Source organism: Loktanella sp. M215 (assembly GCF_021735925.1).
GTDB lineage: Bacteria > Pseudomonadota > Alphaproteobacteria > Rhodobacterales > Rhodobacteraceae > Loktanella.
In genome coordinates this window covers 90,065-103,646 of sequence record NZ_WMEA01000008.1, presented here as the reverse complement: position 1 = coordinate 103,646, position 13,582 = coordinate 90,065, and the positions used below count along the sequence as shown (strand labels likewise).

The following is a 13,582-nucleotide window of genomic DNA, read 5'->3' as shown; positions in this document are numbered from 1 at the left end:
GTCCGCAGGAACATCCTTTGACCCTGACCGCCCTGTCGTCCGACACCGTTCCGCCCCGTAGCCGCCGCCTTCAGCTGAACTGGGCCTGGCTGGGCCTTGTGCCCTTTCTGGCCTTCGTGCTGCTGTTCCTGATCCTGCCCGTTCTTTATCTGGTGAACGGCGCGTTCCAGTCGCCCGATGGCACCTATACCCTCGACACCATGCTGCAACTGTCCGCGCCAGAGATCGTGCGGTCCTACCTTCTGTCGATCCGGCTCAGCCTCGCCTCTGCCGCGATGGGCGCGGTGTTCGGCCTGATCTTGGCCTATGCGCTGATCCTTGGCGGGCTTCCCACATGGGTGCGGCGGGCCTTCATGACGTTTTCCGGCGTCGCATCGAACTTCGCAGGCGTGCCGCTGGCTTTTGCCTTCATTGCCACGCTGGGGCGGTTGGGGCTGGTGACGCTGGTTCTGCGCGACCTGTTTGGCGTCAACATCTATGGCATGGGCTTCTCGCTCTTTTCCTTCTGGGGTCTGGCACTGACCTACCTCTACTTCCAGCTGCCGTTGATGGTCCTGATGATCACCCCGGCGCTCGAGGGGCTGCGCCCCGAATGGCGCGAGGCGGCCGAGAGCCTTGGTGCCACACGGACCCAATACCTGACCCGCATCGCGCTGCCTTTGCTGGCGCCGTCCGTGCTGGGCTGCTTCCTGCTGCTTTTCGCCAATGCCTTCGGGACGCTGGCCACGATCTATGCGTTGACCTCAGCCAACTTTCCTGTGGTGCCGATCCTGCTGTTCCAGCAGATACGGGGCAACGTGCTCTATAACCCGAACCTTGGTTACGCGCTCGCCGTGGGCATGATCCTGATCATGGGCCTGTCGAACACGCTCTACTTCGTCCTGCGCCGACGGGCAGAGCGGTGGCAGAAGTGAAGCGCACCCCCGTCCTGTCCATCGTCATCGCCCTGATCGGGGCCGCGTTCTTTGTCCTGCCACTGATCGCAACCTTCAATTTTTCCCTGCGCATGACACGCGGAGAGTTATCGTTCGCCGCCTACAGGTCCGTCTTCGACAGCGACATCTTCCTGTCCGTCCTTGGCTTTTCCGCCACTGCGTCGTTTACGGCCATCATCGCGGGCAGCGTCATCGTCGTGCCCACCGCCTATTGGGTGCGGCTGCGTCTGCCGCGCCTGCGGGGCATGGTCGAATTCTTAAGTCTGCTGCCACTGATCATCCCGCCGGTCGTGCTGGTCTTTGGCTATGTCCGCATCTACGGCACCAGCTCGATCCTGCCACTGACGATGACCGAAGGCGGCACGAACGTCCTGCTGGTCATTGGCTATGTGGTCCTGTCGATCCCCTACATGTATCGCGCCGTCGACAACGGCATGGGGGCGATCGATATCGCGACCCTCACAGAGGCCGCCGAAAGCCTTGGCGCGTCCCGCCTGCGCACCATCGCCTTTGTCATCTTTCCCAACATCCAGTCGGCCATCCTGTCGGGAGCCTTCCTGACCTTCTCGATCAGCCTTGGCGAATTCGCTATCACCAGCCTGCTGAACCGCCCGGCGTTCGGTCCCTACCTCGTGCAGATGGGGCAGGACTACGCCTATCAACCTGCGGCCCTTGCCATCATGGCCTTTGCCTTCACGTGGGCCTGCATGGCCCTGATGGAGGTGTTCGCCATCCGCAAACCGGGCCAGCGCCTGCTGCAATTCCGCGCGCCCCGCGCCGTCACAAAGGCCGAAACATGAGCTTCCTGACCCTGACCGGCATCGGCAAGTCCTTCGGGGCCAATACCGTCGTCCGCGACTTCGACCTCAGCGTGGCGGCGGGCGAATTCGTGTCGTTCCTCGGGCCATCCGGCTGCGGCAAGACGACGGTCCTGCGCATGATCGCGGGGTTCGAGACACCAACCAGCGGCAAGATCCGCGTCGAAGGCACCGACGTCACCGCCCTGCCCGCCAGCCGTCGCCGCAACGGCATGGTGTTTCAGGCCTACGCGCTGTTTCCCAACATGTCCGTGCGTGAGAACGTGGCCTTCGGTCTGCAAATCGCGGGTATGACACGCGCCCAGATCACAGCCCGCGTCGCCGAGATGCTTGACCTTATCGCATTGGGTCATCTGGCGGACCGCTATCCCTATCAACTTTCCGGTGGCCAGCAACAGCGCGTTGCCTTGGCACGCGCGCTGGCCCCCCGCCCGAACCTGCTGCTGCTGGATGAACCGCTGTCGGCGCTTGATGCGCAGATCCGCACGTCCCTGCGCGACGATATTCGCCGCATCCAGCAGGAACTTGGCATCACCACCGTCTTCGTCACGCATGACCAAGAGGAGGCGCTGTCGATCTCTGACCGGGTCGTCGTGATGCACGCGGGCCGCGCCGACCAGATCGGCACACCGGCGCAGATCTACAACCGGCCCGCCACGCGTTTCGTCGCGGGCTTCGTCGGCAAGCTGAATACCTTTGCCGCACAGACCGGGGCAGACGACACCATCGCCTTTGCCGGGCAATCCATCCGCAATCCGCACCATGTCGGTGCGGCACCCGGTGCGCCGATCACGGTCGCCTTACGGCCAGAGGCGCTGTCGCTGCACCGCCGCCCCGGCGACGACCTGTCGCTGCCGGGGCGGGTGCTGCACAGCAGCTTCCTCGGCTCCGTCATTCGTGCTCAGGTCGATGTGTCGGGCCAACCGGTCAGCGTCGACATGTTCAACCGCGCCGATCTTCCCTTGCCCATAGTGGGCGACCAGACTGACGTCTGGTTCACCCGCGACGACGTCCTTGTCATTCCAGAGGTTTCCCCATGATCCTGCCCGCTTTCGCCGCCCCAGGTCGCTTCTACCGCGGCAACCTGCACACCCATTCGACCCTGTCCGACGGCATTCTGGCGCCGCAAGAGGTTTGCCGCCGCTACAAGGCCGAAGGCTACGACTTCATCGCCCTGACCGACCACATGATCGGCATCTACGACTATCCCATCGCCGACACGGTCCCGTTCCGTGACGACGATTTCACGACGATTTTGGGCGCGGAACTGCATGCCGGCCCGATGCAGAACGGAGAGTTGTGGCACATCCTGGCCGTCGGCCTACCCGCCGATTTCAAACCGGCCCATGCGCCCGCCTTCGTCCCCGTCGCGAATCAGGAAACCGGACCGGAACTGGCGCAGCGTGCGGTGGATGCCGGTGCCTTCGTCGCCGTGGCCCACCCACAATGGTCCGGCATGACGCTGGACGATGCCCGCAGCCTGACGGCTGCCCATGCGGTCGAGATCTACAACCACGGCTGTGCTGTGGGTTGCGATCGCCCCGACGGATTCCAGTTCGCCGACCTGCTGCTGTCCGAAGGCCGCGACCTGACCATGGTCGCCACCGATGACGCACACTTCTCGGAACCCGATCATTTCGGCGGCTGGGTCATGGTGAAATCTGAAGACCGCACGCCAGAGGCCCTGCTGACCGCCCTCAAGGTCGGTCACTTCTATTCCAGCCAAGGCCCGCAACTGCATCATATCGAAGTCACCGACAAAGCCATCACGATCGACAGCAGCGCCGTTGCCGCCGTCATCGTTCAAGGCCACGGCTCGGCGGCGCAGGCCGTCCACGGCACCTCGATGACCCGCACGACCGTTCCTCTACTGCGCTGCGCCACATCACCTTGGCTGCGCATCACCGTCATCGACCGTGCAGGCCGTCGCGCGTGGAGCAATCCGGTCCGGCGGACCGCGTCATAGGGACTGAGTGACCGCGGGCCGCACGTCCGGGATTTCAAAGTCCAAAGACTGACATGCGGCACGTTGATGGCCACTCGTCACATCGCTCGCAGCGGCGTCCGCACATCTTGCCTGCGCTGGTCCGCGACATGCATCGCAGACCAGCCTGTCTTACGGGCGTGCTGTCAAAGCTGGCCCAGCGACCAGAAGAACGTCTCGCCAGAGCTGTCATCGACGCCATCGTTGTCGGTGCTGGCCCAAGCGGTGCCATCGGCAAAGATCGCCAGCCCTTCGATCTTGTCCACGACATAGCCGCCCTGGGCCTTCAGATCGGGAATCAGGTCGCGGACTTCAGTCTTGGTGACGACGGGCAGATCAGACCCGATCGGGGCGGCGACCATCTGATCGGCAGGGATGCTGTAGACCTTCTTGATGGCCGCAGCGGCGCCGATTTGGTTGTCACGCTCGACGACGTAAAAGCTGTCGCCGTGGGCCACGATTTCCGACAGGCCGACCCAGCCTTCGTCAGCGCTGGCCTTGGGATACAGGACGGCGCCCCATTCCTCGGTGTCGGTGTTGTAGGCGATCAGTTTGACATGATCCGCCGGATCGTCGCCCCATTCGCGCTGAACCGCCATCCAGAGCGTATCGCCGACCTTGGTGATCCCCTCAAAACCGTAGCGCGTTTCTTGCGCCAGCAATTCCGCAGGCAAACCGATTTCCTGGTCGATCTCGCCATCCGCATCGACGTGATACAAGGCGTGCGGGATCAGCTGATCTGTGCGCCCCTCGGAGGCGACCCAGTATCCACCCTCGCCATCCAGCGTGATGCCTTCCATGTCCAGCTTCTGCGCCGGAGAGCCAGCGCTTGTCACACGCAAAGCATTCGTGATCCGGGCGGGCGACTGCGTTGTGTCGATGGTAAAGATCGTGGGTTGGTAGCCGTAGAAGCTGTCGTTGACCGTATAGATCAGGCCGTCCTCGCCAGCCACCATGCCGGAGATCGCGCCCCAGCCAATCAGCTCCTCTGCCCCCGCGGAGGTCAGTTGCGGATAGGCGGCCGCTGCGTCCTGATATTCGTAAATCATCACGTGGCTGCGCGCGCCATCATCGGCGACAAGATCGGCCTCGTTCGCGGTGATGAACAGGTTGCGATCGGGGATCGCGATAGCCCCTTCCGGCGCGATACCGGATGGCAGAAGCTGTTTCAGCACGGGTTCTATCGGAGGCGGAGTGTGTGGCATTTCTTGCTGTGCGCAGAGACGATGCATCGGATCGTCGCATCGTCTCTGCGGACCCAGCGTCAGGGTTGCAGTGTCTTGTTCACATAGTTCCAGACGTCGCTGATGACGACCGACCCTTCGCCAACACCGCTTGCCACGCGCTTGACTGACCCCAGCCGCACGTCACCCACGCCAAAGATGCCGGGCGCGGATGTCCCAAACGGCGTCGCCGCACCGACCGCCGGGCCGGTCAGGACGAAACCCTTGTCATTCAGGTCAATCACCCCTTCCAGCCATCCGGTGTTGGGCGCCGCCCCGATCATCACGAACAGCCCGCCAAGATCGATGTGCCGCTCTGTGCCATCCCGGGTGTCGCGCAGCCGGCAGGAGTCCAGCGTCGTCTCACCGTCGAGGGCCGCGACTTCGGTATAAGGGTGAATGGTGATGGCGGGTTCGTGTTCCAGACGACTGCTGAGGTAGGCCGACATGGTCTCGTGCAGGTTATCCTTGCGGATCAGGACGTGGACATGCGCAGTGACCCGGGCAAGGAACATCGCCGCCTGTCCGGCCGAATTGCCGCCGCCAACGATAGCGACATGCCTGTCCCTGCAGAACCGCGCTTCCATATCCGTCGCCGCATAATAGACTCCCGCCCCCTCGAAATCCTCGAGCCGCGCAATAGGCAGCCGTCGGTATTGCACCCCTGTCGCCACCACGACGGTCTTGGTCTGGATCGTCTCACCATCGTCCAGCGTCAGGTCCCAGGTCTCGTCGGGCCCGCGCGCGATGCCCGTCACCGACCGCGGCATGACAAACCGCGTGCCAAGGCGCATCGCTTGAATTTCACCACGCCACGCAAGATCCCCGCCCGAGATGCCGGTGGGAAAGCCCATGTAGTTCTCGATCCGCGACGATGATCCAGCCTGCCCTCCGATCACCTCGTTCTCGATGACGATCCCGCGCAGGCCCTCGGCCCCGGCGTAGACGGCGGCGGCAATGCCCGCCGGTCCACCGCCGACGATGGCCACATCGAACAAACCTTCGCCAGTCAGCGGCATGTCCAGTCCCAGCAGCCGCGCGACGGCGCGCGGGGTGATGTCAGTCAGCTGTTTTCCCGCAAACAACGCCGTCGGAATATCTAGCGCGCACTCGGCCTCGCCCAGCAGCCGACAAGCCTCATCGGACCCGAGCTCCAGCCTCTTGACCGCGATACGGTTCCGGGCGGCGAAGGATTCCAGCCGCCGCAGATCCCTGCTCTGGTCGGCGCCGATCAGGGTCAGCGCGCTCTCGTCATTCTCGAAAATCCGCCGCCTGCGGCCCGCGAACACCGTGACGATCCGGTCCGACAGTTCCGGCACCCGCGCCATCAGAGCCAGCATGTCCTCTCGCGGGACGACGACGACCCGAGTGTCGACGGCGGCGCGCATCCCCATGCTCCAGACACCGCCGTTCAGAAAAGCGATCTCGCCGAGATACTGCCCCGCCTTCAGCGATCCCGGCGTCGATTGCCCACCGGTTTGGCTGTCCAGTAGGATGACGTCGCCGTCCTCGACCAGCATGAACTCAATCATCGGATCACCCGGACGGACGACCATATCCCCTGTTGCGTAGCACCTCTCAACCCCGATCGCGCGGATGGCGTCGAGGTGGCTTTCATCGAGTGGCACGCGCGGCTCGTTTGCCAGATTGATCGCAAGCGACTCCATTAGATTTGTCTCCGAACGAGGTTTCTGAAAAGATTATAAGCGCGGGTCGCGCATTCCTAGAGAATTTCAGCATTTGGAGTCTGCTGCAGCGCCATCGCCGCAGTGACTGGTGCAGGTCGCACAGATTATGAACTTAGGGCTAGCAAGACTCATGAGCCTCAGGCTTTATTTGATGACACAATGTGAGTGGCCAAAGACTTTCTCGCTCAACAGTATCCATCATTCTCTGAATGTCAGAAAATCAGCAATGAGGGCTCAAACCAGACCTTCGCCACCGCTACCGGTAAGGTGTGGTAAGCGGAACGGACCTAGTTTTTGCCAATGCTATCGGAAAGTCCGCTTGTGGCGGAACGCTAAAATTCATGAAGCGCAATAGTTCTTTTTTCAGTCTGATGAAGCGCGGTCGTCCTTCGTGAGCCGCTCCAAGTTGGCGTTCAACCGGTACAGCATGGAGCGGAACAGTGTGATTTCTTCCTCTGTAAAATCGCAGAGCGCATTCTTGTTACCTTCCATCAGAACGGCAATCGCAGCAGGTAGACCTGCCTCCGCCTTGGACGTCAGTACGATCTTCCGGCTGCGTCCGTCGTTTGGATCGGACACGCGCGTGATCAATCCATCGCGCTCCATACGGCCAAGCATCTGTGCCATGGGCGGTTGACCGATCTTAACGGCGCGGGCGAGATCGCGTTGTGTGTCGGCCCCTCCGTCGCGCAACGCGATCAGGACCGGCAAATAACCAACTCCGAAGCCAAGAGGTTTGAGGCGCGCTTCGCTCAGGCGAGCGAAACCGCGCGCCGCGATGCCTATCAGGTGCCCGGGCGTCGAGAGTACGTCTTTATCCATCATGCATGCCCTCTTGCGACATAATTACATACGTGCGTATATATAATCTTGGCGCTGTGTCGAGATCCGATGCCGTCGGCCCAATCAATTCTTCTGGAGACATTACCATGCTGCACGAGAAGATCACGGTTCGTATAAACGATAAAGACTGCACGACCCATGTTCTCACGCCAACAGGTAGCGAAGGCGGTCCCGCCATCCTCTTCTACTTCGATGCCGGCGGCATCCGTCCTGTCTTTCTCGACATGGCGCAGCGGCTCGCAAATGCAGGCTACGTCGTCCTCGTCCCTGACCTATTCTATCGCTACGGCCCTTACGGACCATTCGTCCCTGCAGAGGTCTTCGCGGGCGATGCCGCGGCCACTCTTGGACCGCTCATGGCCACGACCGGCAATGCGGTTGCAGCCAAGGACACCGAAGCGGTCCTCTCCTACCTCGACACGAGAACGGACGTGCGTGGCGAGAAGATCGGGTCGGTTGGATTCTGCTTGGGAGGCGGGATGGCAATCGCTGCTGCAGGGACCTACCCAAACAGGATGGCCGCCGCCGCAAGCTTCCATGGCGGCGGTCTCGCAACCGACGCCCCCGATAGCCCACACCTCTACGCTCGGACGCTGAACGCCGAGCTCTACATCGCGGCAGCAACGGACGACGCTTTCTACCCGTCAGGGATGGCGGACCGGTTCAAAGATGCCCTCGACACAGCGGGGGTGACCTACAGGCACGAGACGTACCAGGCCGCCCATGGTTGGATGAAACCGGATTTTCCCAGCTATAACGAAGCAGCGGCCGAGCGTGGTTGGGGCGAGATGATTCCGTTCTTAGATCGTTTGCTGAAGGATCGGTAGCTTCTGCGCGACCGGCTAAAGACGTATCTGGCAGGATTTCCGGCGTTCATTCAGTCCCCTTTTAGATTGAGCGATCGCGGGCGAACAGGAACTCATGTCCTGCTCTTTCGTTGAATACCTAACGATGACGAGAAGCCGCTGTCATAGACAGGCTCCGTAATACACAAGCCTTAGCGTCCAGACCGATGCGCGGCGGTGGTCATCTGATCAACGTGAACCGACGAACGGAAGAGGAAAAATCCAATGCCAACGCTATATACAATGCCGGGCACCTGCTCACTTTCGCCGAATATCGCCGTGGCTTGGCTCGATGCACCGGTCGGAATCCACACCATGGCCTACGGCGACCATAAGAAGGACGACTACCTCGCTATCAATTGAAAAGGCAAAGTGCCTGCGTTGAAATTCGAAAACGGCGACGTCCTGACCGAGGCCGCAGCGATCTTGTCCTGGCTCGGCGCAGCCTACGGATCCGACAGCTACGCCAGCGATACTGAACTCGGTCGGAAAGAAGCTGAAGCACTGTCTTACATGACATCGGAAGTACATGCGGCCTACGGCGGTCACTTCGGTCCACAAAATCTGGCCGAGACCGAAAGTGGTCAGGCCGAGGTCAAACGTAAGACATACAAGACTCTTGCTGGGCAATATGATCGCATGAATGGTATTCTGAGCGATAACGGTGGCGAATGGTATCTTGGCAAGCGTTCATTTGCTGACACATTCCTTTACGTGTTGACGCGCTGGATCGCGCAAACGCCGCTATCGATCGACGACTACCCGGCGCTGAAGCAACATCGTGCACGCATGGAAGCTGACAAAGGCGTGCAGGTCGCCCTCAAACGTCAAAATATGGAAGCGATCGGGTGATATCAGGCAATGACCCGGCGGGACGGCCAATTCTGTCTGATCCGGCTCAATGGAGATCACGCCACGCCGTCCAGCCCCGCACAAGTCCGTAGCTGACGAGGGTGAGCGAGACGAGGACGCCGTCCACGATCAGGCGCAGCATCGGGTCATCCGATGCGACGGCGCCGCCTGCGGATCCAAGCAGGGAAAAACTGAAGAACGTGATGCCAAGCTTTTGGAACAGGACGAGCTCCCACAGGCCGGGCATGCGTCTGGGATAGAAGGCGAGCAGCGCGAACAGACCCGCAAAGACGGGGTAAGCCAGCATTTCCCATGTGTGCGACACGATGCGATCAGGCGGGATTGAGCCAAGCTCGAAGGCCGCATTGGCAAATGCGCCGAGGGTCGAAACTCCCAAGGCAATCATGATGTATTTGGCCACGCGGTCGCGCGACGTCGAGGAGTCGTTCGTAGCCACTGTTGAGTTTTGAGTGTCAGATAGAGTCATGGGATCGGTCCTGTCGTGAGTGAAGATTGGTATGGTGACTGGTGCGCGAAGAGTGGCGCTGAGGCATGTCGTGGCCGTCGCCCACCGGAACTGAGGCCTGAAGAGGCAGCAGTGTCTGGGCGTTTTCGACCTATGCCGCCTGAGAAGTTGATTTTGGCGCAGTCGCGGCGATGAACGCGCGGAGTGCGTCGGCATATCCGTCCGCTGCAGCGGAGAGTGCGGACGGGTCCAGCTTACCGGCGTTGTAGATGATGTAAGGCGCGTGCCACGGCAGACCGCAGCGATAGGCAGTCGCCTTCAATGGAGTCAGAAGGGCGTCGATTGAATAGTAGTTCTGTCCTTCGGGTGTGTAGGCGTCCGGGACGTTACCGGCGGTTACGGCGATCATGATGGGCGTCCCGGAGAGGAGCGCACCTTCCGTAGCGGCGTTGATGTAATACATCCGGGTCAACACGGCGTCCTGCCACGCTTTCAGCAGCACAGGTGTCGCATACCACTGCAGCGGAAACTGCAGCACGATCCGGTCGGTATCCAGCAGCATTTGGGCTTCCACTTCGGCATCCGTAAACATGTCGATGACGCCGTCCGGGTAACGGGCTTGCATGTCGACGACGCGCACGCCTTCGACGGTTGTCGCCGCCTTGGCAAAGGCTGCATTTGTAGTCGATGCTGACAGATTGGGGTGAAACAGAAGGACTAGTGTCTTGGTCATGGGATGTTCCTTTGGGTTGATCTGACTTCAACCTAGGAACGCCGCAGAAATAACTCCAACAGATATAAAATATAGTCTATTATTCAGGTCATGAATTTACGTGCAATTGATCTCAATCTGCTGGTGGTGCTCGAAGCCCTTCTCGAAGAGGCGCACGTCAGCCGTGCCGCTCATCGCCTGAACCTGTCCCAGCCAGCAGTGTCCAGTGCGCTGCAACGATGCCGTGACCTCTTCGATGATCCGCTCCTCGAACGCGGTCGCGGGGTGATGCACCGCACGCCGCGGGCCGAGGCGCTGCGCGCGCCGCTCAAGGCGTTGCTGGCCGAGGTGCATGCTCTGGTCGACCCAGTTGAACGCCCTTTACGGGACTTGGACCAGGTCATACGTATCACTTCCGCCGACGATCCGACTCTTCTGATCGCAGGTCCACTTCTGGCGTCCCTGTCACAGTCGGCGCCGGCTTTGAGGATTGTCTTTCACCCGTGGGTTGGCACACACGGCACCTTGCGAGCTCTGACGGACGGCAATACCGATCTCGCGATTTCCGTGCTTGCGGTCGATCAGCCCGGGCTGGAGCGGGTTACGTTGATGCACGAGACCTACGTTGTCGCAATGCGCAAAGGACACCCTGCCGCAGAGCGTTTCGATCTCGACGCCTGGCTGTCCTGGCCGCATGTCGTCGTCTCTGGCCGTGGCCAGATGCAGTCGCCGCTTGACCTGCAACTCGCCGAGATGGGCCGGAGCAGGTCAGTCGGTGTGGTCGTGCCGGCGTTTCAGATTGTCTTGCCGCTTTTGACAGGCACCGACCTGATCGCGATGGTGCCGCGGCACGGGTTTGCCGATCGGCAGCACCCTGATCTTATCTGTTTTGATCCGCCGATCGACGTTCCAGGCTTCCCCCTGCATCTGGCCTGGCACCGGCGTCAATCGCAGGATCGCGGCGTCCAGCATGTCATCGACACGGTCCAGGATATCTTCCGCGATATCTTGGGATAAAACGGGCGCGGCGGGTTCACCGAAGCTTAGCAATCCGGGCCGAATGCGCGCCAATGTCACGGGCTCCTTCTGACTGAGCGGTCGGCCGGAAGGAGCTTATTTTATGACGAAACGATAAAGTCAGCTGCTGATGTGATGGCTGATACCTTCCGGTTCTATTGGACTACAATTTATGCGGCGGCAGCCGCGATCTGCGGCTCCAGACCCGCGATAAAGCCGTCCATCGTCTGCTCGCCCAGATCGACCGCCTTGGCCCCGCCACCCGCGACGACGGTGACGTCATCGATGCCGATAACGCCGAGAACGAGTCGAAGGTACTGAGGAGCGATGTCACGGTTCTGAATTGGCGAGCCCTCGGTGTAGACCCCGCCCGACGCGATTAGGATGGTGGCCTTCTTGCCCGTCAAAAGGCCCTTGCCGTCGAAACCGAGTGTCATGCCTTTGCGCACGATATGATCGACCCATGCCTTAAGTACGGCGGGTACGTTGTAATTGTAGACCGGCGTGGAGATGACGATGTGATCGGCGGCGATGACTTCGGCCGTCAGCGTATCTGAAAGGCCGAGCGCGGCTTTCATCTCCGGCGTGTGAGCGTCCGGCGGCGTGAAGTAGGCAGCGAGCCATGGTGCGGTCACGAATTGCAGACCTGTTTCCATCAGATCGCGATCAACGACCTCACCCGCTGGATAAGTTGCGCGCCAGTCGGCTAGGAAGCGTCGCGTCATATGGCGAGAGATGGAAGATGCGCCGCGGGGGCTGGTCTCGATGCTCAAAAGTCTGGTCATGTCAGGGGTTCCTTTGGTTGATCTATCCGAAGCGGAAGCCGGAAATCGGCTTGCCGAAAGCATGTCCGTGGAAGTCGGAATGGCCGAGCTCGCCAGATACGGCCCCGGCGGCCACCATCAGCGGCAACAGGTAATCCTCGTGCCGCTGAGCCTTACGAGCACCGGGGGCTTGCTCCCATGCGCTGAGCGCGGCGTCGCGGGTCTCGCCATCTCGTATCTCTAAGAACCGCCTCCGGCCGGACGTCCACCCGGGATACGACACCCGCCAGATAGGCCTCAAACTCATGCCATGTGGCGCGCATCGGACCGGGTTCTAGGAAAAAGCGGGGACCACCGCCGTGACTGATGAAGTGTGTTGGTTGCATGCAACCTTCATAACCATGGCATTCCGATTGCGGGAGCGATGAAATAGTGATCATCTTCATCTAGAAGAGAGATGGAGTATGATTGGCAGTCTAAGTCTCGACCAGCTTCGCGTCCTCATTGCGATCGCCGACGCGGGCAGCTTCTCCGCCGCTGGGCGCGCCCTCGGTCGGGTGCAGTCTGCGATCAGCCAAGCAATCGCAACGCTGGAAGCAACGCAGGGCGTCGCGCTTTTCGACCGGAACAGTTATCGCCCGCGCTTGACCGAGACCGGCCGCGTACTGGTCGATCAGGCGCGGCTGGTCTTGGCCAGTGCGGCCCGGTTCGAGGCGGTCGCGGCTGGGACGCGGGCCGGGCTGGAGCCCGAGCTGACGCTTGCAATCGACCCGCTGGTGCCAAGCGCGCTATTGATCGACAGCCTGCGCGCGCTGAACGAGACCTATCCCGATCTGCCTATCAGCTTTTCGACCGAGGGGCTGGGTGGTTCCCTTCGGCGGCTCCGCGACGATGCGGCGTCGCTGGCGATCTGCCTGTTACTTCCCGCCGTGCCCGACGATATCGTGGCGTATCCGCTGCTGAACGTCGCCATGTGCCCCGTAGCCGCTCCTGGCCATCCGCTTGCATCGTTGAAACGCCGGATCACGCGCGATGATCTCGCAACCCATGTGCAACTCGTTTTGTCGGACCCGGTAACGCCTGACGGGGCGAACTACGGCTTATCGAGCGCGCGGCTGTGGCGCTTCGTCGATCTCGGGCGACGTCTGGATTTCCTCCTTGCCGGTTTCGGATGGTGTCGAATGCCCGAGCATCTTGTCGTGGACTTGCTCGCCAACGGCAAACTCATCGCGTTGCAGATTGAAGACGATTCTGCCCCTGCCGCCGGGCTCACGATCTACGCCGCACACCGGCGCGACCGCGTCCTCGGCCCCGGTGGACGCTGGTTGCTCAATACGCTTCGCTCGCGTCTGGGCAACGACTGATTGTTTGTGAGGGGATCCTTCGACGGACATTTGTCGCCGCAGTTCTGTCCGAACCGCAAAGGTTTTGCCGG

Annotated in this window: 14 protein-coding genes and 1 pseudogene; 9 read left to right on the top strand and 6 right to left on the bottom strand. The window is 61.2% G+C overall.

Going from position 1 to position 13,582, the window contains the following annotated elements:
* Positions 1 to 17 precede the first annotated feature (17 nt).
* Genes GLR48_RS25040 through GLR48_RS25025 form a run of 4 tightly spaced genes read left to right on the top strand, consistent with a single transcriptional unit; the run spans position 18 to position 3,719 of the window.
* A complete protein-coding gene (locus GLR48_RS25040; protein ID WP_237066911.1) occupies positions 18 to 914 on the top strand; it encodes an ABC transporter permease in 897 nt (298 codons plus the stop codon).
* Positions 902 to 1,735 (top strand): ABC transporter permease, encoded by an 834-nt coding sequence (locus GLR48_RS25035; RefSeq protein ID WP_237066909.1) that lies wholly within the window; start codon positions 902 to 904, stop codon positions 1,733 to 1,735. The genes GLR48_RS25040 and GLR48_RS25035 overlap by 13 nt, the downstream gene beginning before the upstream one ends.
* Positions 1,732 to 2,793, top strand: coding sequence for an ABC transporter ATP-binding protein (locus GLR48_RS25030; RefSeq protein WP_237066907.1), 1,062 nt, complete (start codon positions 1,732 to 1,734; stop codon positions 2,791 to 2,793). Before GLR48_RS25035 ends, GLR48_RS25030 begins: the two co-directional genes overlap by 4 nt.
* Positions 2,790 to 3,719, top strand: coding sequence for a PHP domain-containing protein (locus GLR48_RS25025; protein ID WP_237066905.1), 930 nt, complete (start codon positions 2,790 to 2,792; stop codon positions 3,717 to 3,719). The genes GLR48_RS25030 and GLR48_RS25025 overlap by 4 nt, the downstream gene beginning before the upstream one ends.
* Before the next feature lie 164 nt (positions 3,720 to 3,883).
* Here the strand turns inward: GLR48_RS25025 and GLR48_RS25020 are convergent.
* The 3 genes and pseudogenes from GLR48_RS25020 to GLR48_RS25010 all read right to left on the bottom strand — a co-directional run.
* Positions 3,884 to 4,924, bottom strand: a pseudogene (locus tag GLR48_RS25020) (esterase-like activity of phytase family protein); the annotation flags it as partial.
* A gap of 77 nt (positions 4,925 to 5,001) precedes the next feature.
* Complete coding sequence (locus tag GLR48_RS25015; RefSeq protein ID WP_237066903.1) at positions 5,002 to 6,588, bottom strand: FAD-dependent oxidoreductase; 1,587 nt, start codon at positions 6,586 to 6,588, stop codon at positions 5,002 to 5,004.
* 423 nt (positions 6,589 to 7,011) lie between these two features.
* Positions 7,012 to 7,473, bottom strand: coding sequence for a MarR family winged helix-turn-helix transcriptional regulator (locus GLR48_RS25010; protein WP_237066901.1), 462 nt, complete (start codon positions 7,471 to 7,473; stop codon positions 7,012 to 7,014).
* Between the two features lie 104 nt (positions 7,474 to 7,577).
* Here GLR48_RS25010 and GLR48_RS25005 point away from each other — a divergent pair, with 104 nt between their 5' ends.
* The 3 genes from GLR48_RS25005 to GLR48_RS24995 all read left to right on the top strand — a co-directional run bounded on the left by GLR48_RS25005 (position 7,578) and on the right by GLR48_RS24995 (position 9,188).
* Entirely contained in the window at positions 7,578 to 8,318 is a 741-nt protein-coding gene (locus GLR48_RS25005; protein ID WP_237066898.1) for a dienelactone hydrolase family protein, read from the top strand.
* Between the two features lie 243 nt (positions 8,319 to 8,561).
* Positions 8,562 to 8,699: a hypothetical protein gene (locus tag GLR48_RS25000; RefSeq protein ID WP_237066897.1), complete on the top strand. Its 138-nt coding sequence runs from the start codon at positions 8,562 to 8,564 to the stop codon at positions 8,697 to 8,699.
* 18 nt (positions 8,700 to 8,717) lie between these two features.
* Entirely contained in the window at positions 8,718 to 9,188 is a 471-nt protein-coding gene (locus GLR48_RS24995) for a glutathione S-transferase family protein (protein ID WP_237066895.1), read from the top strand.
* A 46-nt stretch (positions 9,189 to 9,234) separates the two neighbouring features.
* Here the strand turns inward: GLR48_RS24995 and GLR48_RS24990 are convergent, their stop codons facing one another.
* Both GLR48_RS24990 and GLR48_RS24985 read right to left on the bottom strand, forming a co-directional pair.
* Positions 9,235 to 9,675 carry a hypothetical protein gene (locus GLR48_RS24990; protein WP_237066893.1) on the bottom strand — a complete coding sequence of 147 codons (441 nt, stop codon included), beginning with the start codon at positions 9,673 to 9,675 and terminating at the stop codon, positions 9,235 to 9,237.
* A gap of 130 nt (positions 9,676 to 9,805) precedes the next feature.
* On the bottom strand, positions 9,806 to 10,387 hold the full coding sequence (locus GLR48_RS24985) for an NAD(P)H-dependent oxidoreductase (protein WP_237066891.1): 582 nt from the start codon (positions 10,385 to 10,387) through the stop codon (positions 9,806 to 9,808).
* Positions 10,388 to 10,477: 90 nt separating this feature from the next.
* Here GLR48_RS24985 and GLR48_RS24980 point away from each other — a divergent pair, with 90 nt between their 5' ends.
* Positions 10,478 to 11,383 carry a LysR family transcriptional regulator gene (locus GLR48_RS24980; RefSeq protein WP_237066889.1) on the top strand — a complete coding sequence of 302 codons (906 nt, stop codon included), beginning with the start codon at positions 10,478 to 10,480 and terminating at the stop codon, positions 11,381 to 11,383.
* A gap of 170 nt (positions 11,384 to 11,553) precedes the next feature.
* On the opposite strand, the gene GLR48_RS24975 is transcribed toward GLR48_RS24980, so the two are convergent.
* Positions 11,554 to 12,168, bottom strand: coding sequence for an FMN-dependent NADH-azoreductase (locus tag GLR48_RS24975; protein ID WP_237066887.1), 615 nt, complete (start codon positions 12,166 to 12,168; stop codon positions 11,554 to 11,556).
* 443 nt (positions 12,169 to 12,611) lie between these two features.
* Between GLR48_RS24975 and GLR48_RS24970 the strand changes: the two genes are divergently transcribed.
* Positions 12,612 to 13,511, top strand: coding sequence for a LysR family transcriptional regulator (locus GLR48_RS24970; protein WP_237066885.1), 900 nt, complete (start codon positions 12,612 to 12,614; stop codon positions 13,509 to 13,511).
* Positions 13,512 to 13,582: the final 71 nt, after the last annotated feature.

Coding starts and splice junctions, on each gene's coding strand:
- GLR48_RS25030 (WP_237066907.1), top strand. CDS start 1,732: ATGAGCTTCCTGACCCTGACCGGCATCGGCAAGTCCTTCGGGGCCAAT.
- GLR48_RS25025 (WP_237066905.1), top strand. CDS start 2,790: ATGATCCTGCCCGCTTTCGCCGCCCCAGGTCGCTTCTACCGCGGCAAC.
- GLR48_RS25010 (WP_237066901.1), bottom strand. CDS start 7,473: ATGATGGATAAAGACGTACTCTCGACGCCCGGGCACCTGATAGGCATC.
- GLR48_RS25005 (WP_237066898.1), top strand. CDS start 7,578: ATGCTGCACGAGAAGATCACGGTTCGTATAAACGATAAAGACTGCACG.
- GLR48_RS25000 (WP_237066897.1), top strand. CDS start 8,562: ATGCCAACGCTATATACAATGCCGGGCACCTGCTCACTTTCGCCGAAT.
- GLR48_RS24990 (WP_237066893.1), bottom strand. CDS start 9,675: ATGACTCTATCTGACACTCAAAACTCAACAGTGGCTACGAACGACTCC.
- GLR48_RS24985 (WP_237066891.1), bottom strand. CDS start 10,387: ATGACCAAGACACTAGTCCTTCTGTTTCACCCCAATCTGTCAGCATCG.
- GLR48_RS24980 (WP_237066889.1), top strand. CDS start 10,478: ATGAATTTACGTGCAATTGATCTCAATCTGCTGGTGGTGCTCGAAGCC.
- GLR48_RS24975 (WP_237066887.1), bottom strand. CDS start 12,168: ATGACCAGACTTTTGAGCATCGAGACCAGCCCCCGCGGCGCATCTTCC.
- GLR48_RS24970 (WP_237066885.1), top strand. CDS start 12,612: ATGATTGGCAGTCTAAGTCTCGACCAGCTTCGCGTCCTCATTGCGATC.